The organism is Pseudomonas sp. S30, from assembly GCF_016518545.1.
In the GTDB taxonomy this organism is placed as follows: domain Bacteria; phylum Pseudomonadota; class Gammaproteobacteria; order Pseudomonadales; family Pseudomonadaceae; genus Aquipseudomonas.
Genome location: NZ_JACVTO010000010.1, coordinates 134,919 through 158,653, shown reverse-complemented (window position 1 = coordinate 158,653; position 23,735 = coordinate 134,919). Strand labels below are relative to the sequence as shown.

Below are 23,735 nucleotides of genomic sequence, written 5' to 3'. Positions count from 1 at the left end.
CCTCGCCGTAGCTGGGCTACGACTCGTCGCGGCGCCTTGCCTGAGCATGAAAATCACTCGGCCTTTATCAGCGTTACTTGTGAAACACCACACTAGCCGTTGGTCGACTGGGTTGCTGGGCATCCACCGTGGTTGGATGTCCCTCGTATAAGAAGAACAAGGCAAAGGAGTGAGCAGTTGATGAACGCATTGAGAGCGATGTCGATCGGCCGGCGTCTGTGGCTGATCCTGTGGGTGGCGGTGATCATGCTGGTGCTGCTGGGGCTGCTGATGCTGCGCCAGATCCATGGCGAGCTGTACCAGGCCAAGGCGGAAAAGACCCGGCATGTGGTGCAGACCGCCGTGGGGGTGCTGGCCTATTACCAGGGGCTAGAAACCGCCGGCACCCTGGACCGCAACACGGCCCAGCAGCAGGCGTTGCAGGTGGTCCGCGGGCTGCGCTACGACAAGGACGACTACTTCTGGATCAACGACCTGCAGCCGAAGATGATCATGCACCCGGTCAATGCCAAGCTCGATGGCCAGGACCTTTCGGCAATCCGCGATCCCGACGGCTTCGCCGTATTCAACGAGATGGTGAGCCTGGCCAAGGCCCAGGGCGCCGGGCCGGTCAACTACCGCTGGCCCAAGCCCGGGGCCAGCGAGCCGGTGGCCAAGACCTCGTACATCGAGCTGTTCAAGCCCTGGGGCTGGATCATCGGTTCCGGGGTGTACGTGGACGATGTGCAGGCCGAGTTCACCCGCCGGGTGCGTGATGCCTCGCTGCTGGGGGTGGCGATCGCCCTGCTGATGGGCCTGCTGGTATGGATGATCGCCCGCAGCATCGCCCAGCCCTTGCGCGAGGCGGTGCACGCCATGGGCCAGATCGCCAGTGGCGAGAGCGACCTGACCCGGCGCCTGGACACCCACGGGCATGACGAGATCACCCAGCTGGGTGAATATTTCAACCGTTTCAACGGCAAGTTGCAGGGTGTGGTGGGCCAGCTCCAGGGCACGGCTCATGCCTTGGGCCAGACCGCCGGTCAGGTCGGCGACAATGCCGGCAGCGCCCAGCAGCACAGCGCCAGCCAGTCCCTGCAGATGGACCAGGTGGCCACGGCGGTGAACGAGGTCACCTACGCGGTGCAGGACGTGGCCAAGAATGCCGAGCAGGCGGCCGGCGAAATGCGAGCGGCCCAGGCCCAGGTCGACCAGGGCCAGCAGGCGATCCAGGGCAGTTTGCAGCAGATCGATCGGCTGTCGGCGACCATCGACCAGGCCCAGGGCGTGATCCGCGACCTGGCCGGGCACAGCACGCGGATCGGCGGTGTGCTGGAGGTGATCCGCTCGATCGCCGAGCAGACCAACCTGCTGGCCCTGAATGCCGCCATCGAGGCCGCGCGGGCGGGCGAGCAGGGCCGGGGCTTTGCCGTGGTCGCCGACGAAGTGCGCCTGCTGGCCCAGCGCACTGCCCAGTCGACCGCCGAGATCCAGACCATGATCGAACACCTGCAAGGCCAATCGGACGCGGCAGTGAAGGCCATCGACACCTCCAGCGAGGCGTCGCGCCAGACCGTCACCCAGGCCCGTGAAGCCGGCAGCCGACTGACCGCCATCGAGCAGGCCCTGCACACGCTGGCGACGCTGAACACCTCGATCGCCAGCGCGACCTTGCAGCAGACCCATGTGGTGGAGGAAATCAACCGCAACGTGCTCGATACCGCGGGGCTCTCGCAGCAGACCGCCGAAGCGGCGCGCCAGTCCAGCGACGCCGGCATGGCGCTGGCACGGCTGAGCGAGGAACTGGAGCAGCTGTTGCGTCAGTTCCGCGTGTGAAGGCGCAGGGCGCGGCCAGGGCAGCAGCCACCGCCACCTGACAAGTCTGTCAGTAGACGCTGCCAGCGTGCCTGGCCGAACGTTGACCTTCCAACTGGAACGGGAGGTCGACATGTACACCCACAGCCTGGCGGCAGCCCTGGTGCTGGGCCTGCCCACCGCACTCGGCGCCGCGCCGATCGCCGTGGACACGCCGCAGAACACGGTCCGGCGTATCAACGACAACTACAACCGTCTCGACAATGCCTGCAAGCAGCCTGACGGCGCGCCGCGCGGCCATTACTATTGCAGCGGAGTCACGCTGCGGATGGTCGACGATGGTCCCTTCAACCCCTGGGACTACAGCCCCTACGCGCTGAAGACCGGCGCCACCTCGTTCAGCTGGATCCGCAAGGACCTCAGCACCAGCCGACTGATCCGACCGGCCGGCTTCATCCTGCGCACCCCGCAGGACGCTCGCGCGCTGCAGGCACCGGTGATGGAAACCGGCTTCATGTGCATCTACAGCTTCGACGGCTTCACCGGCCCGGATCGACAGGCCTGGGGCTGTGGCGCCTTCAAGCAGGCCGCTGCCGCCGGACGCTGGTCCGAAACCCGCCCCGAGGGTTATCAGCAACGGTCGGCAACCACGCCGGCCAATGCCAATGCGGCACTGGCCTGGGGCTCGTGCGACCTGCGCAAGATCGACACGCCGACACAATGGCGTGCCCAGTACAGCCACCTCAGGCCCCCTGCTCTGGCCCCCACCAGCCTCAACCGCATCCAGGTCCAGCAATGCTCGTGGAATGCAGAGCAGGCTGCGGACTGGGACGCCATGATCCAGGTGCATGAGGCCCCGGGCACCCGGCACCGGGATGCCTTCGCGCGCAAGGAACTGCTCAACGAGTTCCTGCTGCGCAACGACACCCACGGCGCGTCGGCCGAGGACGGCAGCGCACGCCTGCCGTTCATCGATGCGTTCGTCTGGGACGTGCACAGCACCTATGTCGCCAGTACCCGTGGCGATACCCGCAAGGCCCGCCCCACGGTGGGCCTGAAGCCTGCCCAGGCGTTCCAGCGCAAGCTGTATGCCGAAGGCTATGCCGTGCCCATCCTGCGCCTGGACTTCACCAAACCCGCCAGCCAGCGGTTCAGCTACGAGCCCAAGGATCAGGTGATAGCGCTCGACGACGCAGCACTGGAACCGGCCCCGAAGCCGGACCCGCAAACGCCGCAGCAACAGCAGCAGCCCGGCGACCTGGTCGCATCGGCCGACTGGGTCGAGCGCAAGCCAGGCGAGCTGGGCATGGGCCGTGCCGAGAAATCCCTGCTGCTCAAGCTGGCGCCTGGCGTCAAGCTCAGCCCCGCCAACGTCGACGCCATTTACGAGGCCCTCGAAGCCCGCTATGGCGACAGCCCGCAATGGCTGCATGACGAAATCCATGCAGGCAGCATGCGCGCACAATTGCAATGCCTGGCCGTGCGGCATCCAAACGCCAGCCAGTGGCAACTGGAACCCTGGCGTCCCGTGCTGTCGCCGGCGCAGATGCAGAGCGCCAACTGCAACCCGGTGCGCAGGCTGATCGAATCGACGCGCTGGTCGGTGCTGGAGCGCGATGGCCAGCCGTTGAAGGCCCAGGGCAGCGAAGAACCACTGTTCGGATTGCGGGTCGTCCCCACTTCGCTGGGTCGCCAGGCGAGCACCAAGCAGCTCTACGCTGAATTGTTCCGCCAGGAAGGCCTCGACCCACGCTGGCAGGAGGGGGCCGAAGCGAGTATGGAGTTGCAATTGGGTTGCCTGCTCAAGCTCTACAACCGCAAGGCCGACTGGAATTTGGAGCCTTTCCGGATGGCCACCTCGGTGGCGCAGACCGAAGCGGCCAAGTGCAACCCCTGAATGTGACTCACGCCATTAGCCCAGGGGCGCTGCCAGGCAACGCGCCTGGGCGAAGCGCCCAGGTCTAGACCGGATTGCAGCCGACTTTCTCGGCCTGCTCCTCGGTCACGAACGGCCGTGCAGGCTCGAGGTTGTAGGTGGACTTGTAGCGGATCGGATTGCCGACCTTGTCCTTGCCGAACACGTGGCAGGCCAACTGCGTGTGCATCGAATTGCTGCGCGAGCCTTTGTCGTAGGACTTCCAGCGCTCGTCGTTGCCGTAGCGGCTCTTGAGTTCGGCGTACATCGCGTCGATCCCGGCGCGGTCGACGTTACGCCCGCAGCGGGTCGGTTTCACCGACAGCGTCCAGATATTCTTGCGGTAGCCCGGATCGTAGCGGCGCACCCATTCGGCGCTGTCGACGTAGCGGCTGCAGGTATCGTTGGCCCGCTTGCCATCGGCGCTGAGGTACTGCGCGTTGGATTCGCACGAGAAGCGCGTCTTGCTCGAGGCATTCCTGGGGAAGTCCATGCGCATCACGGGCACCCAGTTGCCGGTCTTGGCGTAGTAGTCCTGCTGGTTGCGCTGGGCAGCGCCCAAGCCTTTGGACTCGCTGTAGAAGAAAGCGGCGATCGGCACCGGCTCGTCCGCTTTCCAGCTCACCAGCCTCAGCTCGGTTTGCACCTCGCGTCCGGTACGGGTGTCGGCGATCGACTGTCGCGCCTTGATGAAGGCCGAAAAGGCATCGCGCCGCTCGCTGGCCTCCAGCCGGCCGTTCATGTCGAAGGCGCACTGGCGCTGGCGGCGGTGGCGACCGCCCTTGTTTTCCTCGAGGGCATCGTAGTACTTGCGCCAGTCGCTGGCATTCATCAGCTTGGCCGACTGGCAGCTGGCCTCGGTGCGCTGGGTGGTGCGGTTGTCGCCGCAGCCGCGGCTGTCACGGTCATCGGTCCAGGCATCGACCGGGAACGCGCAGTACACGTCGAGTTTCTTCTGGCCTTTGGCGACATAGTCCCGCGGGGTGAAGATCATCCCGTCGGTGTAGCCCAGACCTGGGTCCTCGTAGCCGATCTTGTCGGCACGCATCCACGACACGGAAACCCCGCCGGATTTCTCCGAAGCCGGGCTGGGATTCCACACATCGTAGCGTTCGCCCTTCTGAGGGTCGGCACGCTTGGTGCCGCGAATCATCACGCCGGAGCAGTCGACGGCCGGGTTGCGTCCGCAGTCGTTCACCGTCTTCTCATACCAGCCGGTCACCTCTTTGGCGACGGTCTCGCATTGGTCGGCCCACGACACACCGGCGTACAAGTACACCGGCAGGCTCAGGGCCAGGAGGAAAGGCGCAGTGGAGCGTTTCATGAATGACAACCCTCGTTGGATCAGGTGTCAATCGATGGTATGGCCGCCCCTGCCACCCCTCTACTAGCAGAAATGCCAGGACCGACGAGCGCGACCAGGCCGTTACCCGCCGGCCGTTTGCAGGGTACAATCGGCGCCTTTCCCCTTCGAAGGATCGCCGATGTCCGGCCTCGAACTCTTCGCCGCCGCCCTGGGCGTCATCGCCGTCTGGCTCACGGTGCGCCAGAACATCTGGTGCTGGCCGATCGGCCTGGTGATGGTGGTGCTGTACAGCTGGATCTTCTACGACGTGAAGCTGTATTCGGACATGCTCCTGCAACTGGTGTACGCGGTGCTCAACCTGTATGGCTGGTGGCAGTGGACCCGTCCCGACCGGGTCGAGGATGCCCGCCAGGTCACGCGGCTGGACACGCCGACGGTGCTGTGCGGGCTGGGTGCCGGCCTGCTGACCAGCCTCGTGCTGGGCGCGGCCATGGCGCACTGGACCGATGCCGCCCAGCCCTGGCTGGATGCAGGCCTGACCGGCTTCAGTCTGGTGGCCCAGGTATGGATGGCGCAAAAGCGCCTGCAATGCTGGGCGCTGTGGTTCGTGGTCGACGTGATCTTCGTCGGACTGTTCCTCTACAAAGGCCTGTATCTCACCGCCGCGCTGTATGGTCTGTTCACCCTGATCGCCGTGCGCGGCTGGGTGCAATGGCGGCGCGATCCGGCGCTGGTCGGCGCATGAAGGTCCTGGTGCTGTGCGGTCCGGAGTCCAGCGGCAAGAGCTGGCTGAGCGGCGAGATCCAGGCGCGTTTCGGCGGCCTGACGGTGGGCGAATACGTGCGCCACTTCATCGACGTGCAGCAACGTGACACCGTTTACGCCGACATCCCGGCCATCGCCCTGGGGCAACTGGCCTGGGAGGACCAGGCACGGGATCAGGCGCCGTCCCTGCTGGTGCTCGATACCCATCTGCTGAGCAACATCCTCTGGAGCCGCACGCTGTTCGGCGACTGCCCGGCCTGGCTCGAACCCGCCCTGCTGCAACGCCACTACGACCTGCACCTGCTGCTCAGCCCCCAGGGCGTGGACTGGATCGCCGACGGCCAGCGCTGCCAGCCCGACCTGCGCCAGCGCCAGGCCTTCTTCGACGACAGCCAGGCCTGGCTGCAGGCGCACCGCCAGCCCATGCAGGTGATCGGCGGCAACTGGGCCGGGCGCCGCGACCAGGCGCTGGCGGCGGTGGCGCAACTGCTGGCCCACTGAGCGGCGAATCCGTCGCAAAGGGCCATGGGTCGCGGGTGCACTGTCACAGGTAACCCCAGGGATCCATCGATCTCGCTGATGATCACTATCGAACGTCCTGCTTATGGGAGCCGCGACCCCCAACCCTATACTCGCCTTCCAATTTCCCGCCCCCTCGCCTGCTCCAGGCGACTGTCTTTTCGGAATCTGCACCATGCCAAGTCCAAGCCCGGCCCATCGGGGCCATCCTGAACATGCGCAGCAAAGCCTCGTCCAGCAGTGGCTGGCGATCCTCTCGGTGGCCGTGGGTGCCTTCGCCCTGGTGACCAGCGAATTCCTGCCGGTGGGCGTGCTCAACGACGTGGCCGCCGACCTGGGCATCAGCGCCGGCCACGCCGGCCTGATGGTCACCCTGCCCGGCATCATGGCCGCGCTGGCGGCGCCGTTGCTGTCGGTCAGCATCGGCGCGCTCGATCGGCGCTACCTGCTCGTTGGCCTGACGTTGAACATGATCGTCGCCAACGCCGTGGTGGCCTACGCCAGCGACTTCAACCTGCTGCTGCTCGGCCGCGTGTTGCTGGGCATCAGCATCGGTGGTTTCTGGGCCACCGCCATCGCCCTGAGCAGTCGCCTGGCGCCACGCGGCGTCGGGGTGGCGCAGGCGACCTCGATCATCATGGTCGGGGTGACCCTGGCGACCGTGCTCGGGGTGCCGGTCGGCACCTGGCTCAGCGGCCTGATGGGCTGGCGCATGACCTTCCTGGCCACCGCCGTGGTGGGTGTGCCAGTGCTGCTGGCGCAGGTCCTGCTGCTGCCGCGACTCACACCCGACAAGGCCATTCGGGTCAGTGACCTGCCGGCGCTGTTCCTCAACCCTCTGGCGCGCGTGGGACTGATCGCGGTGCTGCTGATCGGCCTGGCCCACTTCGCCGCCTATACCTACGTGGCGCCGTTCTTCAAGGAGCGTGCCGGCTTCGACGGGCCGACCATCGGCACCCTGCTGCTGCTCTATGGCGTGGCCGGAGTCGTCGGCAATCTGTTCGCCGGCTTCGCCGCCAACCGCAGCGTGCGCCATACCCTGCTGCTGGTGGCGCTGCTGATCGGCACCAGCACCGCGCTGTTCCCCACCTTCGCCACCAGCCTGCACGGGGCGCTGATGCTGATCGCGCTGTGGGGCTTCGCCTTCGGCGCCTTCCCGGCCTGCGCCAGCATCTGGATGTTCGTGGTCGCGCCCAAGGACGTGGAGCGAGGCATGCCGCTGTTCGTGGCGATGTTCCAGGTCATCATCGCCTTGGGCTCGTTCTTCGGGGGGCGCATCGTCGACCAGTTGGGCAGTTCGGTGTTGCTGAGCCTGGCCACCGCGCTGGTCGGCTGCGGGTTCGTCGCCGTCCTGGTGCTGGGACGCAACGTCAGCAACAGCGTAGCGAGCCAAACGGCGTGATAACGCGGTTGAAACGCAAGTAATTCCTCTGGAACGTGCCGTGGAGGGCACATTCCGCCAGTTTCCGCCAAAAGTACGCCATTCTTGGCACGCCGCAAGCAGCGTCTCACGGTATTATTGGATCCAATAATAGGAGCGCTGAGCATGCACGCACTGGAGATGGATTGCAGAGCAGGCGAACACATCGCCAGCCACTGCCATACCGAGGATCAACTGCTGTACGCCGCCGATGGCGTGATACGCGTAAGCACCGAGCGCGGCGACTGGGTGGTGCCCGCAGGCCACGCGCTATGGGTACCGTCGGGCGTCAGCCATGCCCTGCACCTGCATGGGGCCGTGTGCCTGCGAACGCTGCTGCTGGCGCGCCAGGCCGAGCGCTGTCAACTGCTGGTGGTGTCCGGCCTGCTGCGCGAACTGATCCTCGCCGCCTCCAGCATGCTGGGCCTGCATGAAGGCGAACACGCCCGTGCCCTGATCCGCCATGAACTGGGTACCGCGCGGCGTATCGACGGCTTCGTGGCGATGCCACGGCATCGCAGGTTGCAGGCCTGGTGCGAGCGTTTTCTCGACGACCCCTCCCAGGACCTCAGCCTGCAGGCCTGCGGCGAACAGCTGAACATGAGCGCGCGCAACGTGGCGCGGTTGTTCCAGCGCGAGCTGGGCATGTCTTACGGCGAATGGCGCGCCAGGGCGCGGGTGATGCTCAGCCAGCCGCACCTGGCCGCCGGCCGCCCAGTGCTTGCCGTGGCCCTTGAGCACGGCTATCAGAGCGCCAGTGCCTTCACTGCCATGTTCAAGCGCATCCTTGGCCACGCCCCCAGCCAATGGCTGCTGGGTCTGGCGAGCCACTCACCGTCCGAGCCCTGCTGAGCCCGGCAGCTGGTCCGCTCCACGCGCGCGGTTGTCCCACCTGCGACAGCCACGCCGGGGCCCGCTGGATAAGCTGGCATCATTCCTTGTCGAGTGACCTGAGTGATGCCCCCGACCTTCGCCCCCGTCCACCCTGCCCGCCTTGGCCTGGCCCCGGCCTTGTTCGCCCTGCTCACGGCCTGCGCCGGGCAACCGGCCCCTACCCCAGCGGCGTTGGCCGCGCTGGCGGACGACCCGCTGGACACCCTGCCGGCCGGCGTGGACCGCGCGCCGTTGCCCGAGCGCTGGTGGGTTCTATTCGACGACCCCGAGCTCGAGCGCCGGGTCGAGCAGGCCCTGGCCCACAACCAGACCCTCGCCGAGGCCGAAGCGAACGTGCAGGCCCTGCTCGCAGGCATCGGCGAGGTCGATGCGCAGCGCTGGCCATCGACCGAATCCAGCGTGGCCGCCACCTATGGCAAGCGTAGCGACGACCAGACCCTGGCCGAAGCCCTTGACCGCCACGCGCCCGCCCAGTGGCAGATCAGCCCGGGGATCGAGCTGGCCTACCAGGTGGACCTGTGGGGGCAACTCAGCGCTGCCATCGAGCGCGCGCGCAGCCAGGCCCAGGCCGGGGAATCGGCCCTGCAGAAGGTTCGCCTCGAGGTGGCCAGCCAGACCACCCGTGCCTATCTCGACCACTGCGTGGCCAGCACCAGCCTGGTCGAGACCCGTCGCTCGCTCGACAGCCTGGCGCACAGCCTGAGCCTGGCGCAACGCCAGCAACAGGCCGGCGTTGCCACCGCCCTGGACACCGAGCGCCTGCTTGGCCTGCGCGAGCAGGTGCGCGCGCGCCTGCCGATGCTCGAAGCCAGGCAGCAAATCGCCGGCCTCGAGCTGCGGTTGCTCAGCGGTGAGGCCGGCGCTGGCCAACCGCTGGACTGCCAGCAGATCCCCAGGCTGAGCGCGCCGTTGCCCGTTGGCGATGGCTGGCATCTGCTGCAGCGGCGCCCTGAGGTGCGACAGGCCGAACGTGAATTGCGCGCCGCCACTTTGCAGATCGACATCGCCCGTGCCGACCTCTACCCCAAAGTCAGCTTCGGCGCCTCGTTCACCGCGGCCGATCAACGACTCGAACGCCTGGGCAGCAGCCGCGCCATGACCTTCGCCATCGGGCCGCTGATCAGTTGGCAGTTCCCTAACTTGAAGGCCAACCGCGCCCGCGTAGGCAAGGCGCAGGCCCTGGCCGACGGCCAGCTCGCGCACTACCGCAGCGTGGCCCTGGCGGCGCTGAAAGACGTGCGCCAGGCACTGGCCCGCTACGATGGCGAGCGGCGCCACCTGCACGCCCTGGACGCAGCCCGCGAGCACAGCCAGCGCGCCTATGCACTGGCCGACGGCAGTTACCGCGCTGGCGCCCTGGACGGCCTGGCCTTGCTCGACAGCGAACGCGAGGTGATTGCCCTGAGCGCAGAGCAAGTGCTGGCGCGCGGCCGCGTGGCCCAGGCCCAGGTCAACCTGTTCCGCGCCCTGGGCGGGCGCTGGCAACCCACCCATACCGACACGGAAAAGCGACCATGAACAGCGCCACCGAACCCGGCGACAACCTCGCCGCCGTCACCCCCGCACGTCCGACCCGGCGGCGCCTGCTGGGGGCCGGCGGCGCTGCTGTCGGCGCCCTCGCCGCCCTGGCGTTCGCCGGCCACTGGTGGAGCACGGGACGCTTCCTGGAGACCACCGATGACGCCTACGTGCGCGCCGACTGGGTGGCCCTGAGCCCACGGGTGGCCGGCTACGTCGCCGAGGTCGCGGTACAGGACGACCAGCCGGTGCGGGCGGGCGAGGTGCTGTTGCGCCTGCGCTCGGAAGACTACCAGGCCCGCCTTGCCCAGGCCCGTGCCGGCGTCGACCAGGCCCAGGCCGCGCTGCACGTGGCCCAGGCGCGGCAACGCATGGCCGCAGAACGTATCGGCCAGCGCCGCGAAGCCATCGTCAGGGCCGAAGCCGCCCGCCAGGGCGCCGCCGCCGAGCAGCGCCGCAGCGAGCTGGACCTGCAGCGCTATCGCGGCCTGGTACGCGACCAGGCCGCCACGGCCCAGCGCCTGGAAAGCGCCAGCGCCGGCGCCGCGCAAGCGACCGCCCAGTTGCGCGGCGCCGAAGCGGCCTGCCGCGAAGCCCGCGCGGCACTGGCGATGGCCCAGGCCCGCGCGGCCGAGGTAGACGCTACCCTCGAACAGCAGCAGGCGGCCCTGGCGCAGGCGCGCGCCCGGCAGGCCCTGGCCGAGCAGGACGAGCAGGATACGGTGATTCGCGCACCCCTGGCGGGCGTGGTCGGTCAGCGCCGCGTGCGCGCCGGTCAGTACGTGGTACCCGGCCAGCCGCTGCTGGCCGTGGTGCCGGTGCAGCAGGCTTACGTAGTGGCCAACTACAAGGAAACCCAGTTGACCCACATGCGTGCCGGCCAGCCGGTGGACATCCGTGTCGACAGTTTCGCCGATGTCCACCTGCACGGCCGCATCGCCAGTTTTTCGCCGGCCTCGGGCAACGTCTTCGCCCTGCTGCCTTCGGACAACGCCACCGGCAATTTCACCAAGATCGTCCAGCGGTTCCCGGTGCGCATACTGCTCGATGAACCGACCGAGCGTGCCAGGCTGCTGCCGGGCATGTCGGTTGTGACCACGGTGGACACCCGGGCGGAGCCTGCCGATGGACGCTGAGCAGCGCGTTTCGCCGCGAGCCTGGGTCGCGGTGCTCGGCGGGCTGCTCGGCTGTTTCATGGCGGGTATGAACGTGCATGTCACCAGCGCCGCCCTGCCGGAAATCCGCGGTTCGCTGGGGGCCAGCTTCGAGGAAGGCTCGTGGATTTCCACGGCCTACCTGGTGGCCGAGATCGTGATGATCCCGCTCACCGCCTGGCTGGTGGAGGTGTTTTCCCTGCGCAGGGTGATGTGGACCGGCTCGTCGATCTTCCTGCTGACCTCGGTGGCCTGCTCCTGGGCACCCAACCTGGAAACCATGATCGTCATCCGGGTGATCCAGGGCGCTGCCGGTGCGGTGCTCATCCCCTTGTCGTTCCAGCTGATCATCACCGAGCTGCCGGCCAGTCGCATGCCCATGGGCATGGCATTGTTCAGCCTGGCCAACAGCGTCGCCCAGGCCGCTGGACCCTCGCTGGGCGGCTGGCTGACGGACCTGTATTCGTGGCGCTGGATCTTCTACCTGCAACTCATACCGGGCATCGCGCTGCTGGCGGCCATCGCCTGGTCGATCCCGGCGCGCCCTCTGCGCCTGGAACTGCTGCGCAAAGGCGACTGGCTGGGTATTTCGGCGATGGTGGTGGGCCTGGGCGGCTTGCAGATCGTGCTGGAGGAAGGCGGACGCCTGGATTGGTTCGGCTCGTCCTACATCACCGGCATGAGCCTGGTCGCCGCTGTCGCGCTGGCGGTGTTCGTGCACACCCAGTTGTTCGGCAGGCGCGCGTTCATCAACCTGCGCCTGCTGGGGCACTACAACTTCGGCGTGGCCAGCGTGGCGATGTTCATCTTTGGCGCTGCCACGTTCGGGCTGGTGTTCCTGGTGCCCAACTACCTGTCGCAGTTGCAGGGCTTCAGCGCCCGCGACGTGGGCGTGGCACTGATCGCCTACGGCATGGTGCAGTTGCTGCTGGCACCACTGATGCCGCGGCTGATGGCCTGGACCAGCGCCAAGTTCATGGTCGCCAGCGGATTTCTGATCATGGCCCTGGGCTGCTGGCTGGGCGCCAGCCTGAGCGCCGACAGCGCCGACAACGTGATCATCCCCTCCACGGTGGTGCGTGGCATCGGCCAGCCCTTCATCATGGTCGCGCTATCGGTGCTGGCGGTGGCCGGCCTGGACAAGCGTGAAGCCGGCTCGGCCTCGGCGGTATTCTCGATGCTGCGCAATCTCGGTGGCGCCATCGGCACCGCAGTGCTGACGCAGATCGTCGCGATCCGCGAGCGGGTGCACAGCGCGCGCATCCATGAGCAGGTGACGCCGTTCAGTGCGGGCGTGCAGGAGCGGATCGGCCAGGCCATACCGACCTGGCTGGAACATTCTCAGCAGATGCTCGATACGCTGGCCGCCACGGTGCGCCGCGAAGCCTACCTGATGGCCTACAGCGACGCCTTCTTCCTCGCCTGCCTGGCGCTGAGCGCCTGCGCCCTCGCCTCCCTGCTGCTGCGCACCCGACGCACCGGCTGAGCGCGGCCGGGCACGCACGCCTTCAACGTTGCATGCAGCGCTGATAGCGGCCGTCGACCCGCTCGGCGAACCAGGCGGTGGTCAGGGTACGGGTGATCTTCGGGCTGTGCAGCACGATGCCGGGCAGCACCGCACGTGGCAGCGGCTTGCCGGCTTTGGCCTCGGCCAGGGCGAATACCCCGCGGTACAGCGCGCTGTCTTCGAAGTCCAGGCTGTTTTCCTCGGCCAACTGGCTGCGAATCTGCGGATTGCGCAGGCCCAGCTTCACCCCAAGGCTGCGCGCCGCCCGCTCGGTGGTGCCGGGCAGCAAGGCACCAGGAGCGATCAGGTCGCCATCGAGCGCCAGGGACGCACCGGTGGCCAGGCTCAATGCGGCTTGGAACGCGGCGTTGCGGCTGGCGTACCAACCGGCGTTGTAGTCGGCGAAGCGGTACAGCGGCTGGTCGTAATGGGTGGGGTAGCCCAGCAGGTGGGCGATGCCGAAGTACAGGCCGCCGCGACGGGTGAACACCTCCTGACGCAGGCTGCCAGCAGGGTTGTAGGGGTACTGCTGCGCATGCCGCTGGGCGAAATCGACGCTGACCTGCATCGGCCCACCGGTGCGCACCGGGTTGAACCCACCGAGCAGCGCCTGGCCCAGCGGCAGGCCGGCCAGAAAATCGTCGAACAGTGCGCTCAGCTGCCCCTCGCTGCGCACCGCTAGCAACCGCTGCTGATAGGTCTTGCCATTGGCCGAGCGGGTTGCGAGTGCGCCATCGACCAGCAAGCGGGGGATGTGCGCACGCGCGGCGCGGCGGTCGATTTCCTCGCGGGCGATACGGCCCAGGCCGGGCACCTGCGGGTCGGCACTGAAGGTCGACTCCTGCTCGGTCACCGCCAGCACCGCGCAGAGGTTGCTGCGCGAAGGCTCCAGGCCCTGGACCGTGAAGGCCACCTGGATGTCTTCGGCCCAGCCCTGGCGATCGGCGAGGCTGGACGGCAGCAGACGCAGCAGCTCGCTGCGCACCTGTGCCGGGTCGGCGGCTGGCGCCTGCTGGCGATGGCCGGCGCAGCCCTGGAGCAGTGCCAGCAGCGCGCCGCCGGCCAGCAGCGCGCGGTTCAGGAGCGCTCCCCTACCAGGAACGTCTTGCTGATGTGACGGAAGGCCGGATGGCTGGCGCTGCCCAGCAGTTCGAACAGCACCATCTCGCCATTGACGATCTGCGCCCCGGCGTCGCGCATGCGTGCCAGGCCAGCCGCCTTGCTGGCCGGCGAGCGGCTGTCGCAGACATCCTCGACCACGAACACTTGCTTGCCGAGCCCGAGCAGCCCCAGCACGGTCTGCAACACACAGACGTGGGTTTCCATGCCGCACACGATCACCTGCTCGCGGGCCAGCAGGCTGGCCGGCAGGCAATCGGCCGCCACGCAGGAGAAATGCAGCTTTTCCACCACCTGGGCTTCGGGAGCCACGGCCCTGAGCTCGGCCAGGGTCGGCCCCAGGCCCTTGGGGTACTGCTCGGAGATCACCGTCGGCAGGGCCAGTTCGGCACTGGCGGCCAGCAGCCAGCGCGCACGCTCACGGGTGCCGCGCGGATCGCTCATGGCGCCGATCAGGCGTTCCTGGATATCGACCACGAGCAGCGTGGCCTGTTGGGGATCGATCAGCATGGGGACGGCCCTTGTCCTTGGGAAAGCGCTCAGCCTCCCGCAGGACAACGGCCACGTCAATCATGCCGTCAGCCGATGCGGCTGCAGCGCAGCCGTGAGCACCGCCAGTACCCGATCCTCATGCTCATGGATGAAGAAATGCCCACCCGGGAAGCGCTCGATGGAGAAGCCGCCCAGGCTTTCGCCCTGCCAGGCCAGCAACTGCTCATCGGTGGCGCGATCCTCCACCCCGCCGAGCACATGCAACGGGCACTGCAAGGGCGCACGCTGCCGATAGACATAGCGGCCGCACAACAGAAAATCGGCGCGTAGTACCGGCAGGGTCAGGCTCATCAGCTCTTCGTTGGCCAGCACGTCCTCGGGCGTGCCCTGCAATTCGCGCAGTTCGTCGATCAACTCGGCGTCGCTGCGCGGTTCGCGCCAGTGCGGTCCATCGTAGGCCTCGCGGCGAGTGGGCGCGGCGGTGCCACAGGCGAACAGCGCGACCGGCGGCGGACAACCCAGCGCCCGCAGCTCATGGGCCAGTTCGAAGGCCAGCAGCGCCCCCATACTGTGACCCAGCAGCGCATAGGGCGCATTGGCGGTCAGCCGCTGCTCGTTGGCCAATTGCCGGGACAGGGCCTGCATGTCGGTGAGCAAGGGCTCGGCCAGGCGTGCGCCGCGCCCGGGCAATTCCACCGGGCGTACCTGCAGCCAGGCCGGAAGCTTGCGCCGCCAGCGGCTGTAGACCATGGCGCTGGCGCCCGAATAAGGCAGGCACAGCAGGTTGAGTGCAGCCACCGCTTACTGCGCCGCGGCTTCGGCCATCTTCTGGCGCAGGCTCAACGGGCGCATGTCGGTCCACACCTCGTCGATGTAGGCCAGGCAGTCCTTCTTCAGGCCGCTCTTGCCGACCGCACGCCAGCCATTGGGAATCGCCTTGTAGTCCGGCCAGATCGAATACTGCTCCTCATGGTTGATCACAACCTGGAACTCGATGTCGTCGCGGTCGAATACGGAAGTCATTGCCTGTCTCCTTGGGATGATGGTGGCCCGGTCCGGTTGGACGCAGGGCAGCTCTCAGGGAAACGAAGGCAGGCGGTGGAAAATTACGCGAGCGTTCACCGGACGGGTTCACGCCAGGGAACGTGTGGCCTCCATGCTCAGCCATCCGACTTCTTCCACGCCGCAGAACAGCACTTCGAACTGCGGTCCGTAGCCGATCTGTCGCGGGTGGGCCCGGTTGGCCGCGACCCAGGCGAAAACCAGCACGCAGGCGCGCGCCGTGTCGTCGTCCATCGACCACAGGTCGCTGAGGGCGAAGCCTCCGTGCAGGTCCGGATCCCACCAGGCCAGCAGGAAATCACTGGCGCGGCGGGCCTGGGCGTCCGTGCCCAGGGCGATGTCGAGCAGGCGTTCCAATGCCATTCGCGTGGTGGTTCCCATTTCCACCGGCGTGGTGCAGGCCCCTCCAGCGGGGGCTCGGCAGCCCAATGGCTGCACGGATGGCGACAGGCCCATCGATAGATCCTCTGACAACCCGGGCCATGTCGAAAAGAGGCCCGGTGCGGCTAGGAGTGTCGAAGGGCGCAAAAAGTGGCATCGTGGCGCGAATTTAATTTGCCGCAGGCCTGGGCGAGCGCACGGGCGTAAAACTTCGCGGCCGATGGTCGGATGTTCGACACTCTGTTGCCCTGCCCTGCCTGCCCTGGAGACTGCCTTGGCCATCCAAGACCATCCCGACGACTACAACGACCTCAAGCGCGCCGTCGCGCTGCTCGAATCGCCCTCGCTCACCGCGAAACTGTCCGCACTGGTCGGCTCTCCCCTGGAGGGCGCCGTGAAAGTCCTGCCAGGGCCGCTGGCCAAGCGCATCAACGGCGCGGTCAAGGCCGCCTTGCACACCTCGGCCGAAGCGGCGCTGTGGAGCCTGGACAACCGGCCGAAAACGGCGGCCTCGACGCGACTGCATACCTTCTACGCCGCCGCCAGCGGTGCCCTGGGCGGCGCTTTCGGCGCGCCTGCGCTGTTCGTCGAGCTGCCTGTATCCACCACCTTGATGATGCGCGCGGTGGCCGACATCGCCCGCAGCGAGGGCTTCGACCTCACCGACATGGCCACCAAGCAGGCCTGCATCGAAGTATTCGCGCTGGGCGGCCCCAACGACAGCGACGATGCTGCCGAAACCGGCTACTACCTGACCCGCACCTTCACCAGCCGCACCTTGCAGCACCTGTCGCGCGAACTGGTGGTACGCCAGGGCGCGTCGGTGGTGAAGAACCTCAACCCGGCCCAGGCTGGCAAATGGTTGGCATTGCTCATCGAGAAAGTCGCGACCCGCTTCGGCGTGACCATTTCCAGCAAGTTCGCGGCCCAGGCCGTGCCGGTGATCGGCGCGCTCAGCGGCGCTACCATCAACACCCTGTTCACCCGCTTCTACCAGGATATGGCGCGAGGGCATTTCATCGTCAAGCGCCTGGAAGCACGCTACGGCTTCGATGAGGTCAAGCAGGCCTACACCGAGCTGTGCCAGATGCCTGTGCGATGACCACGAATGTGCGTTCAGGGTGTCGGCACCTCTGCCGCCAAGGCGGCTACCCGGTCGATGAACGCCCGTTCCAGCCGGGAAAGCGCGGCATCCTCGCGCACGACGGCGGTCAGGCTCAGGGCTAGCCTGGGCTTGAGCGGTCGCGCATGCTCGCCGGGCCTGAGCAAGGCATCGGCGGTGTAGGCATCGATCAAGGCAATCCCCGCGCCTGCCTGCGCCATCGCGCAGGCCACATAGTAGGTCTGCACCTGGACACCGCTGTGTGCGCTACCGAGCCACGGTCGCACCCGTTCGCCGAGCGTGTCCGCCGCCGGCAGCCCGATTATGCGGGACCCATCGAGGTCTTGCAGGGTCACCGGTGACGGGTCGCCGCTGCCATCGACACACACCAGTTCGGTCTCGTGCAGGGTCATCACCTTCAGCCCGGGCCGTGGCACGGCGTCGAACATGAAGGCGATGGCGATCTCCCGCGCCAACAGCGCCTCGGCCAGCTGCCCGCTGTGGGCGGTGATCAGTTCCAGCTTCACATCGTGGTCGTCGCGCTGGCTTTCGGCCAGGGTGCGCGGTAGCACCTTCAGCCCCAAGGTAGGAATGCATCCGACCCGCAACGTACCGGTCATCTGGCCACGCAGGCTTTGGGAAAGGCGGCGCACGTCGTCCAGGTCGCGGTAGAGCTTGTCGACCGCAGGCATCAGCACCTGCGCCTCATGGGTGAGCTGCAGGCGACCCTTGACCCGCTCGAACAGGCTGAAGCCCAGGCTCGCCTCGGCGTGGCCCAGCAACTTGCTGGCCGCCGGCTGGGTGATGTGCAAGGCCTGCGCCGCCCGTGTCAGGCTGCCGGTGCGCACGATAGCCTGGAACAGTTCAATGTGACGCAGGCGCATGGTCATAGCCTCAGGTTATGGACACCGCCGTTATAGGCCTTGGCGGGCATGATCCGCAACTGCCCATACTGCCGGCCACAGCGATCATCGAGGAGCACGGGTCATGCATGTGGTGGTGATAGGTGCAGGCGTCATCGGCCTGTCGAGCGCGTTCTACCTGGCCCGCAGCGGGGTGCAGGTGACCCTGGTCGAGCGACACTGCGACGTGGCTCGGGAAACCAGCTTCGCCAACGGCGGTCAGCTGAGCTACAACAATGTCGCGCCGTTGGCCGACCCTTCGGTGCTGGGCCACTTGCCGCGCTGGCTGCTCAGTGGCGAGGCGCCCTTGCGCGTGCGGCCGCGGCTGGACCCTCGCCAGTGGCGCTGGTGCCTGGCGTTCCTGCGTGCCTGCTCCGGGGCCAGGGTGCAACGCACCTTCGGCGAAATGCTTGGCTTGTCGATGCGCAGCCAGTCCCTGCTGACCGAACTGCTGCAGTGCACCCCTCTGGACTTCGACCTGCGCCGCAGCGGCAAGCTGATCATCCATCGCAGCGCGGCATCCCTGGAGGCTGGCGCCAGGGCGCTGGAACGCCAGCAGCACCTCGGTGCCCGCTTCGAGCGGCTGACCGCGGACCAGTGCGTGGCCAGGGAGCCGGCACTGGTCCACGTGGCCGAACGATTGGCCGGGGGCCTCTTCACGCCTGGGGATGCGGTCGGCAACTGCCGGCTGTTCTGCGAAGGGCTCGCCCGGCACTTGCAGGCCATGGACAACGTGCAGTTCAGACTGGGCGAGACGGTCACCGGCTTCGACCGGCGCGGCCGCCGGCTGACCGCCTTGCGCCTGGGCCAGCAACGCCTGGAGGCTGACGGCTTCGTGGTGGCCTCGGGCATCGCCAGCGTCGAGCTGCTGGCGCCCCTGGGCATCGACCTGCCGCTCTATCCCCTGCGCGGGTACACCCTGAGCGTTTCCCCAGGCGCCGACGTGACCCTGCCACGCATCAGCATCACCGACGCCAGCCGGAAGATCCTCTATGCGCGGCTGGGCGACAGCCTGCGCATCGCCGCGATGGTCGACCTGGGCGCACGCACCGCGCAGGCACCGCAGGGCCGCATCGCGCTGCTCAAGCGTCAGGTCGGCGAGGTCTTTCCCGCGCTGGACCTGGCGCCGGTGCAGGCCTGGGCGGGCCTGCGCCCGGCCACGGCGCAGGGCAAGCCGATCATCGACCGAGCACCGGGGCTGGACAACCTGTGGCTGAATGTCGGCCACGGCCCCCTGGGTTTCACCCTGGCCTGTGCCAGCGGCGAAGGCCTGGCTCGGCTAGTGACCGAGGATCGAGTGCCCGAGCACCTGGCGCCCTTCTCCCTCGCTGCGCATCGCAACGTGTAGCGCCGAAAGGCCTGGCAGCGCAAGATATGCCAGCGCAGCGTGCAACGTCGCTCAGGCATGCACCCAGCGCCGATGCAGCGCGCGGGCCAGGGCGTCGAGGAGAAAACCCAGCACGCCGATCAACAGCACCATGGCCATCAGTTCCGAATACGCCAGGCGGTCGCGGGTGTCGAGAATGAAGTAGCCAAGGCCCGCGCTGACCCCAAGCATCTCGCACGGCACCAGCACGATCCACAGGATCCCGATCGCCAGGCGCACCCCGGTCAGCACGTGGCCGATGACCCCAGGCACGATCACCTTGCACAGGGTTTCCCAGCGCGTGGCGCTGAGGCTGCGCGAAAGCTGCAGCCAGCGCGGGTCGAGCTGACGAACCCCGGCGGCGGTGTTGAGCAGAATCGGCCACAGCGCGGCGAAGGCCAGCAGGAAGTAGATCGGCTGATCCCCTACCCCCATGAGCATCACCACCACGGGCATCCACGACAACGGCGAAATCATGCGCAGGAACTGGAACGCCGGTGTGGTCGCCGCCTCCAGGTGCCGGTAGCTGCCCACCAGCAGGCCCAGCGGCACGCCGATCAGCAGCGCCAGCAGCAGGCCGACGAGAATGCGCTTGAGGCTCACCGCAATGTGCCCATAGACCTCGCCGTGAGCCAGCAGCTCGACCAGGCTGGCCAGCGTGGCCTGAGGCGAGAAACGCGCCGACAGCCCGTCTGTCTCGCCGAACAGCTGCACCCCGGCCCACCACAGCAACAGCAACACCGCCAACCCGGCAAGGCCCAGGGCGGCATGGATGACATGCCCGCGCATCAGACCGCGAACTCCTCGCTGCGCTCGAAGCTGTCGGCGATACCGAACACCGAGGGGCCACCGACCGCCGCGATGGCCTGGCGCACGAAGCGGTCATCGACCAGGTCGCGTGCGGTGTGCGCAGGATCCAGCCCGGCGAGGAACCCGCTGTCACCTTCGATCAAGGTGTTCTTCAGGCGCCTGACCAGTTCCTCGGTATAGCTGGGGAATGGATACGGCTGAAAATCGATGCGCTTCTCGTCCCACTGCCGATGGGTGATCGCGCCGCTGGCGAGGTAGGCCGCACGCTCCTCCTCTGGAGGCGCCAGCACCTTGGTCAGCACCGCCGGCTCGTGCGGGGTGTACTTGTTGGGGCCGGCCTTGGACAGCAGCGCAGCCGCCTCGGCGCGGTGCTCGCGGGTCCACTGCTGGGCCTTGACGATGGCGTTGACCACTTTCTGCGACCACTCGGGGCGGTTCTCCAGGTCGTGCTCGTGCATGAACACCACGCAGCACGCGTGGTTGCGCCAGACATCGCCGGTGAAGCGCTGCACGCGTCCCACCTTGAGGTTCTCGGCCAGGGCATTGAAGGGTTCGGCGACGATGTAGCCGGCGATGCGCTTGCTCGCCAGGGCCGGCGGCATGTCCGAGGGCGGCAGTACCAGCAGGTTGACTTCGTTGGCCGCCAAGGGCGCGGAGGCCGGCTTGGACACCGCGCTCAGGCCACTGCCGGCGAGCATCTGCTGCAGCACCACGTTGTGGATCGAATACCAGAACGGAATGGCCACGGTCTTGCCAGCGAGCTGCTTGAGGTCGGTGATGTCCGGCGCCACGGTCAGCCCGGAGCCGCCGACATGGTTCCAGGCCACCACCTTGGCCGGCACCTTGCTGCCATAGCGCGCCCACACCGTCATCGGCGACAGCAGGTGGATCACGTTGACCTGGCCGGAGATGAACGCCTCGATCACCTGCGCCCAGCTGCGCAGCAGCACCGGCCGTTCGGCCTTGATGCCCTCGGCCTCGAACAGGCCATTGTTGTGCGCCACCAGCAGCGGCGTGGCGTCGGTGATCGGCAGGTAGCCGATACGCACCGGGGCGTCCGGCTCGGCGGCGGCGCGCGCCTTGAGGCTCGCCAGCATCGGCAAGGCGCCGGCGGCGGTGAGCATGGCGCTGAGTTTGATGAAATCGCGACGCGAAGTGGAAGAGCAGCAGTCATCCATGCACATGAACGGACTCCGACGACAGGGGGAATGGGGAGGATGCAGCGGGGCGGCTCGCCTGCCGTAGGGTTTTCAGGATGTCGATGCGCAACGCGCCAAGCGCCTCGACCCGCTGCGCCCGTGGCTGGGGCAGATCGATCGACCACTGGCCCAGCACCCGTGCTGGACGATCGCCCAGCAGCAGCACGCGGTCGGACAGCAGCAGCGCCTCGTCGATATCGTGGGTGATGAGCACCGCCGCCGTGTTGTGGGTGGCGATCAGTTGCAGCAGCAGCTGCTGCATGTCGGCACGGGTCACTTCATCGAGCGCGCCAAACGGCTCGTCGAGCAGCAACACCTGCGGCTGCCGCGCCAGGCAACGGGCCAGCGCCGTGCGCTGCGCCATGCCGCCGGACAGCTGCGCGGGATACTGCTGACGCGCATGGCCCAGGCCTACCGCGTCGATGGCATGGTCGATGCGGGCGCGGCGTTCGGCGGCGCCGAGCGTGGGCTGACGGGTGAAATCCAGGCCGAAGGCGACGTTCTTCTCCAGGCTCAGCCAGGGCAGCAGGCTGGGGTCCTGGAAAGCCACTGCCAGGCGCGGGTGGGGCCCCTGCAGCGCCTGGCCATGCAGCGACACGCTGCCGCTGGCGGGTGCCTGCAACCCGGCCAGGACCCGCAGCAGGCTGGACTTGCCCACGCCACTGGGGCCGAGCACGGTCACCACCTCGCCGGGTTGCAGGTCCAGGTCGAACTGCGCCAGCACTGCCTGCCAACCGCCCTCGCGTGGGTAGCCCAGGCTGATGGCACGCGCCTGAAGCAGGGCCTGGGTCATACGTTGGCCGCCTGGCGCTGCAATTCGGCGCGCAGTTGCACCAGGCTCGGGGTGACGATGGGCACGAAGGCCGATTCGCGCCAGCGCCGCGCGAAGCCTTCACCGTAAGCGGTCAGGTAGGCCTTGCCGCCGCTGGCCTGCAATTCCATCTGCACCGCGTCGGCCGCACTCTCGGCCAAGGTGATGCGCAGCTTGAACAGTGCGGCCGGTTGTTGCAGGAAACGCCCGTCGAGCAAGCCTTGCTTGAGCTCGCCGACGGTATTTTCCAAGCGCTGGCGCAGCACCTGCTCGGCTTCGTCCAGGAACGAACCACGTCCCAGCAGGTGCTCGCGCACCTCGTCCAAGGCGCGGCGGGCCAAACCGATGGACATGCCGCATTGCAGCGCCAGGAAGGCCGGGCGTACCTGTGGCAGGAACTGGCGGGCGTTGTCGTGCAGCAGCCAGCCACGGTCCAGCGCCACCTGGTGGAAGGCCAAGGCCGCCGTGCTGCTCGATTGCAGGCCCATCAAGCGCAGGTCCTCGGAGCGCTCCAGCCCTTCACTGGTAGAAGGAATGGCCATGACGAACGGCGTCTGGCCCGCCTCGGCCTCGATCGCCGCCGCCACCACGAAACCACTCTGGCGCAGGTTGGTGACCCAGTGCAGGCGGCCCTCGAGGACCCAGCCGTCAGCCTGGGCGCGCGCCTGAACCTGAAGGGCCTCGATACCGGAGAGAAACTTCATGGCATTGGAAAGCCCGGTGGCCCCGGCCAGCTCGCCGCTCAGCAGCTCGGCCAGCAGCCGCTCGCGTAGCGCCTGGTTAGGACTGTGCAACAGGTATTCGATGAACGCGCGCTGGCCCCAGCAGACGAAAGCCGAAGCCAGTGAACGGCTGGCGATCGCCGCGATGGCCTCGACCGCGTCGGTGAGATCGCCGCCCGAGCCACCGAGCCCTGGCTCGATGCCGATGCGCAGCAAACGCGATTCGGCGATCTGGGCCAGGACCCGGTGAGGATCGCACTGACCCTGGTCGATGGCTTCGGCATTGGCATCCAGCCAGTGACGAAATGCACTCTCAAGCATGTTCCTACTCCTTAGATGACGCCGGCCCAGCGGCGCCGGTGCTGATCACGCCGATGGCTGCCAGCGGTACTGGCTCAGCTCGTCGTTGAGCGGCGTCTGGGCGAACACATTAGCAAAGTTGCACAGCGTCGCCAGGCTGATGCCGAGAATCACCTCCAGCGCATTGCCTTCGCTGAAGCCTGCGTCGCGCAGCGCCTGGTAGGTCGCGTCGCTGACGTTGCCGCGCGTGGCGATGACCTCGCGGGCGAACGCGGCCAAGGCCTCGTAACGCGCGTCGGGCAGCTCGCCACGGGCGCGCAGCGCATCGACCACTTCCTGCGGCAAGCGGGCCTTGTTCAAGGCCACCGCGGTATGGCCGGCGACGCAGAAGTCGCAGCCGTGCTGGGTGGCCGCGATCAACTGCACCACTTCCCGCTCGGCCAGGGTCAGCTCGGACTTGCCATTGAGCGCCGAGACGGTCACATAGGTTTCCAGCGCAGCGGGCGCATTGGCCAGGATCCCCAGCAGGTTGGGAATGAAGCCGGAATTCTTCTGGGCGTTTTCCAGGAACGGCCTGGCGGCTTCCGGAGCGCTCTGCAGAGTGTGTAGAGTGATGCGCGATGACATGAAGGTCTCTCCGTTGACGGTGTGCCTACAGTCTCTTGGTTATAAGAAGC

The 23,735-nt window shown here is 67.5% G+C and carries 23 protein-coding genes and 1 pseudogene; 12 read left to right on the top strand and 12 right to left on the bottom strand.

Going from position 1 to position 23,735, the window contains the following annotated elements; translation table 11 throughout:
* Positions 1 to 180: 180 nt before the first annotated feature.
* The 3 genes and pseudogenes from IAE34_RS24760 to IAE34_RS13490 form a co-directional block, all read left to right on the top strand.
* Positions 181 to 942, top strand: a pseudogene (locus tag IAE34_RS24760) (cache domain-containing protein); the annotation flags it as partial.
* A gap of 138 nt (positions 943 to 1,080) precedes the next feature.
* On the top strand, positions 1,081 to 1,815 hold the full coding sequence (locus IAE34_RS24755) for a methyl-accepting chemotaxis protein (protein ID WP_442793235.1): 735 nt from the start codon (positions 1,081 to 1,083) through the stop codon (positions 1,813 to 1,815).
* A gap of 112 nt (positions 1,816 to 1,927) precedes the next feature.
* Entirely contained in the window at positions 1,928 to 3,691 is a 1,764-nt protein-coding gene (locus IAE34_RS13490; RefSeq protein WP_200139454.1) for a DUF2599 domain-containing protein, read from the top strand.
* Positions 3,692 to 3,755: 64 nt separating this feature from the next.
* Here IAE34_RS13490 and IAE34_RS13485 read toward each other — a convergent pair whose 3' ends face one another.
* Entirely contained in the window at positions 3,756 to 5,033 is a 1,278-nt protein-coding gene (locus IAE34_RS13485) for a DUF2599 domain-containing protein (protein WP_200139453.1), read from the bottom strand.
* Positions 5,034 to 5,193: 160 nt separating this feature from the next.
* Here IAE34_RS13485 and pnuC point away from each other — a divergent pair, with 160 nt between their 5' ends.
* From pnuC to IAE34_RS13450, 7 genes are all read left to right on the top strand, one after another.
* Positions 5,194 to 5,760 carry a nicotinamide riboside transporter PnuC gene (gene pnuC / locus IAE34_RS13480; RefSeq protein WP_200139452.1) on the top strand — a complete coding sequence of 189 codons (567 nt, stop codon included), beginning with the start codon at positions 5,194 to 5,196 and terminating at the stop codon, positions 5,758 to 5,760.
* The gene (locus tag IAE34_RS13475; RefSeq protein ID WP_200139451.1) at positions 5,757 to 6,281 is read left to right on the top strand and encodes an AAA family ATPase; all 525 of its coding nucleotides are present in this window, start codon (positions 5,757 to 5,759) and stop codon (positions 6,279 to 6,281) included. The genes pnuC and IAE34_RS13475 overlap by 4 nt, the downstream gene beginning before the upstream one ends.
* A gap of 193 nt (positions 6,282 to 6,474) precedes the next feature.
* Entirely contained in the window at positions 6,475 to 7,701 is a 1,227-nt protein-coding gene (locus IAE34_RS13470) for an MFS transporter (RefSeq protein ID WP_200139450.1), read from the top strand.
* 144 nt (positions 7,702 to 7,845) lie between these two features.
* Complete coding sequence (locus IAE34_RS13465; RefSeq protein ID WP_200139449.1) at positions 7,846 to 8,571, top strand: AraC family transcriptional regulator; 726 nt, start codon at positions 7,846 to 7,848, stop codon at positions 8,569 to 8,571.
* Positions 8,572 to 8,676: 105 nt separating this feature from the next.
* Positions 8,677 to 10,131, top strand: coding sequence for a TolC family protein (locus IAE34_RS13460; RefSeq protein ID WP_200139448.1), 1,455 nt, complete (start codon positions 8,677 to 8,679; stop codon positions 10,129 to 10,131).
* Complete coding sequence (locus tag IAE34_RS13455; protein WP_200139447.1) at positions 10,128 to 11,267, top strand: HlyD family secretion protein; 1,140 nt, start codon at positions 10,128 to 10,130, stop codon at positions 11,265 to 11,267. The genes IAE34_RS13460 and IAE34_RS13455 overlap by 4 nt, the downstream gene beginning before the upstream one ends.
* On the top strand, positions 11,257 to 12,771 hold the full coding sequence (locus IAE34_RS13450) for an MDR family MFS transporter (protein ID WP_200139446.1): 1,515 nt from the start codon (positions 11,257 to 11,259) through the stop codon (positions 12,769 to 12,771). Before IAE34_RS13455 ends, IAE34_RS13450 begins: the two co-directional genes overlap by 11 nt.
* A 22-nt stretch (positions 12,772 to 12,793) precedes the next feature.
* Here the strand turns inward: IAE34_RS13450 and IAE34_RS13445 are convergent, their stop codons facing one another.
* The 5 genes from IAE34_RS13445 to IAE34_RS13425 all read right to left on the bottom strand — a co-directional run bounded on the left by IAE34_RS13445 (position 12,794) and on the right by IAE34_RS13425 (position 15,921).
* A complete protein-coding gene (locus IAE34_RS13445; protein ID WP_200139498.1) occupies positions 12,794 to 13,873 on the bottom strand; it encodes a DUF1615 domain-containing protein in 1,080 nt (359 codons plus the stop codon).
* Positions 13,870 to 14,421: a hydrolase gene (locus tag IAE34_RS13440; protein WP_200139445.1), complete on the bottom strand. Its 552-nt coding sequence runs from the start codon at positions 14,419 to 14,421 to the stop codon at positions 13,870 to 13,872. Before IAE34_RS13440 ends, IAE34_RS13445 begins: the two co-directional genes overlap by 4 nt.
* Before the next feature lie 60 nt (positions 14,422 to 14,481).
* The gene (locus tag IAE34_RS13435) at positions 14,482 to 15,201 is read right to left on the bottom strand and encodes a thioesterase II family protein (protein ID WP_200139444.1); all 720 of its coding nucleotides are present in this window, start codon (positions 15,199 to 15,201) and stop codon (positions 14,482 to 14,484) included.
* A 3-nt stretch (positions 15,202 to 15,204) separates the two neighbouring features.
* Positions 15,205 to 15,426 carry an MbtH family protein gene (locus tag IAE34_RS13430; protein WP_200139443.1) on the bottom strand — a complete coding sequence of 74 codons (222 nt, stop codon included), beginning with the start codon at positions 15,424 to 15,426 and terminating at the stop codon, positions 15,205 to 15,207.
* A gap of 108 nt (positions 15,427 to 15,534) precedes the next feature.
* Positions 15,535 to 15,921, bottom strand: a complete 387-nt coding sequence (locus IAE34_RS13425) for a DUF7673 family protein (protein ID WP_200139442.1) — start codon at positions 15,919 to 15,921, stop codon at positions 15,535 to 15,537.
* Positions 15,922 to 16,108: 187 nt separating this feature from the next.
* Between IAE34_RS13425 and IAE34_RS13420 the strand changes: the two genes are divergently transcribed.
* Positions 16,109 to 16,948 (top strand): EcsC family protein, encoded by an 840-nt coding sequence (locus IAE34_RS13420; protein ID WP_200139497.1) that lies wholly within the window; start codon positions 16,109 to 16,111, stop codon positions 16,946 to 16,948.
* 14 nt (positions 16,949 to 16,962) lie between these two features.
* Here the strand turns inward: IAE34_RS13420 and IAE34_RS13415 are convergent, their stop codons facing one another.
* Positions 16,963 to 17,832, bottom strand: coding sequence for a LysR family transcriptional regulator (locus IAE34_RS13415; protein WP_200139441.1), 870 nt, complete (start codon positions 17,830 to 17,832; stop codon positions 16,963 to 16,965).
* A gap of 103 nt (positions 17,833 to 17,935) precedes the next feature.
* Between IAE34_RS13415 and IAE34_RS13410 the strand changes: the two genes are divergently transcribed.
* A complete protein-coding gene (locus IAE34_RS13410; RefSeq protein WP_200139440.1) occupies positions 17,936 to 19,198 on the top strand; it encodes a D-amino acid dehydrogenase in 1,263 nt (420 codons plus the stop codon).
* Positions 19,199 to 19,249: 51 nt separating this feature from the next.
* Here the strand turns inward: IAE34_RS13410 and IAE34_RS13405 are convergent, their stop codons facing one another.
* The 5 genes from IAE34_RS13405 to IAE34_RS13385 are packed head-to-tail and all read right to left on the bottom strand — an operon-like array spanning position 19,250 to position 23,685.
* Positions 19,250 to 20,005, bottom strand: a complete 756-nt coding sequence (locus IAE34_RS13405; protein ID WP_200139439.1) for an ABC transporter permease — start codon at positions 20,003 to 20,005, stop codon at positions 19,250 to 19,252.
* The gene (locus IAE34_RS13400; protein ID WP_200139438.1) at positions 20,005 to 21,210 is read right to left on the bottom strand and encodes an ABC transporter substrate-binding protein; all 1,206 of its coding nucleotides are present in this window, start codon (positions 21,208 to 21,210) and stop codon (positions 20,005 to 20,007) included. The genes IAE34_RS13405 and IAE34_RS13400 overlap by 1 nt, the downstream gene beginning before the upstream one ends.
* On the bottom strand, positions 21,197 to 22,018 hold the full coding sequence (locus tag IAE34_RS13395) for an ABC transporter ATP-binding protein (RefSeq protein ID WP_200139437.1): 822 nt from the start codon (positions 22,016 to 22,018) through the stop codon (positions 21,197 to 21,199). The genes IAE34_RS13400 and IAE34_RS13395 overlap by 14 nt, the downstream gene beginning before the upstream one ends.
* A complete protein-coding gene (locus tag IAE34_RS13390) occupies positions 22,015 to 23,079 on the bottom strand; it encodes an acyl-CoA dehydrogenase family protein (protein ID WP_200139436.1) in 1,065 nt (354 codons plus the stop codon). Before IAE34_RS13390 ends, IAE34_RS13395 begins: the two co-directional genes overlap by 4 nt.
* A 45-nt stretch (positions 23,080 to 23,124) precedes the next feature.
* On the bottom strand, positions 23,125 to 23,685 hold the full coding sequence (locus tag IAE34_RS13385; RefSeq protein ID WP_200139435.1) for a carboxymuconolactone decarboxylase family protein: 561 nt from the start codon (positions 23,683 to 23,685) through the stop codon (positions 23,125 to 23,127).
* Positions 23,686 to 23,735 lie beyond the last annotated feature (50 nt).

Excerpts from the sequence above, each read along its gene's own strand:
- IAE34_RS13490 (WP_200139454.1), top strand. The coding sequence starts at position 1,928 with ATGTACACCCACAGCCTGGCGGCAGCCCTGGTGCTGGGCCTGCCCACC.
- IAE34_RS13390 (WP_200139436.1), bottom strand. The coding sequence starts at position 23,079 with ATGCTTGAGAGTGCATTTCGTCACTGGCTGGATGCCAATGCCGAAGCC.
- IAE34_RS13440 (WP_200139445.1), bottom strand. The coding sequence starts at position 14,421 with ATGCTGATCGATCCCCAACAGGCCACGCTGCTCGTGGTCGATATCCAG.
- IAE34_RS13410 (WP_200139440.1), top strand. The coding sequence starts at position 17,936 with ATGCATGTGGTGGTGATAGGTGCAGGCGTCATCGGCCTGTCGAGCGCG.
- IAE34_RS13400 (WP_200139438.1), bottom strand. The coding sequence starts at position 21,210 with ATGTGCATGGATGACTGCTGCTCTTCCACTTCGCGTCGCGATTTCATC.
- IAE34_RS13395 (WP_200139437.1), bottom strand. The coding sequence starts at position 22,018 with ATGACCCAGGCCCTGCTTCAGGCGCGTGCCATCAGCCTGGGCTACCCA.
- IAE34_RS13455 (WP_200139447.1), top strand. The coding sequence starts at position 10,128 with ATGAACAGCGCCACCGAACCCGGCGACAACCTCGCCGCCGTCACCCCC.
- IAE34_RS13385 (WP_200139435.1), bottom strand. The coding sequence starts at position 23,685 with ATGTCATCGCGCATCACTCTACACACTCTGCAGAGCGCTCCGGAAGCC.
- IAE34_RS24755 (WP_442793235.1), top strand. The coding sequence starts at position 1,081 with ATGGACCAGGTGGCCACGGCGGTGAACGAGGTCACCTACGCGGTGCAG.
- pnuC (WP_200139452.1), top strand. The coding sequence starts at position 5,194 with ATGTCCGGCCTCGAACTCTTCGCCGCCGCCCTGGGCGTCATCGCCGTC.
- IAE34_RS13460 (WP_200139448.1), top strand. The coding sequence starts at position 8,677 with ATGCCCCCGACCTTCGCCCCCGTCCACCCTGCCCGCCTTGGCCTGGCC.
- IAE34_RS13465 (WP_200139449.1), top strand. The coding sequence starts at position 7,846 with ATGCACGCACTGGAGATGGATTGCAGAGCAGGCGAACACATCGCCAGC.
- IAE34_RS13425 (WP_200139442.1), bottom strand. The coding sequence starts at position 15,921 with ATGGGCCTGTCGCCATCCGTGCAGCCATTGGGCTGCCGAGCCCCCGCT.
- IAE34_RS13475 (WP_200139451.1), top strand. The coding sequence starts at position 5,757 with ATGAAGGTCCTGGTGCTGTGCGGTCCGGAGTCCAGCGGCAAGAGCTGG.
- IAE34_RS13450 (WP_200139446.1), top strand. The coding sequence starts at position 11,257 with ATGGACGCTGAGCAGCGCGTTTCGCCGCGAGCCTGGGTCGCGGTGCTC.
- IAE34_RS13485 (WP_200139453.1), bottom strand. The coding sequence starts at position 5,033 with ATGAAACGCTCCACTGCGCCTTTCCTCCTGGCCCTGAGCCTGCCGGTG.
- IAE34_RS13470 (WP_200139450.1), top strand. The coding sequence starts at position 6,475 with ATGCCAAGTCCAAGCCCGGCCCATCGGGGCCATCCTGAACATGCGCAG.
- IAE34_RS13415 (WP_200139441.1), bottom strand. The coding sequence starts at position 17,832 with ATGCGCCTGCGTCACATTGAACTGTTCCAGGCTATCGTGCGCACCGGC.
- IAE34_RS13405 (WP_200139439.1), bottom strand. The coding sequence starts at position 20,005 with ATGCGCGGGCATGTCATCCATGCCGCCCTGGGCCTTGCCGGGTTGGCG.
- IAE34_RS13430 (WP_200139443.1), bottom strand. The coding sequence starts at position 15,426 with ATGACTTCCGTATTCGACCGCGACGACATCGAGTTCCAGGTTGTGATC.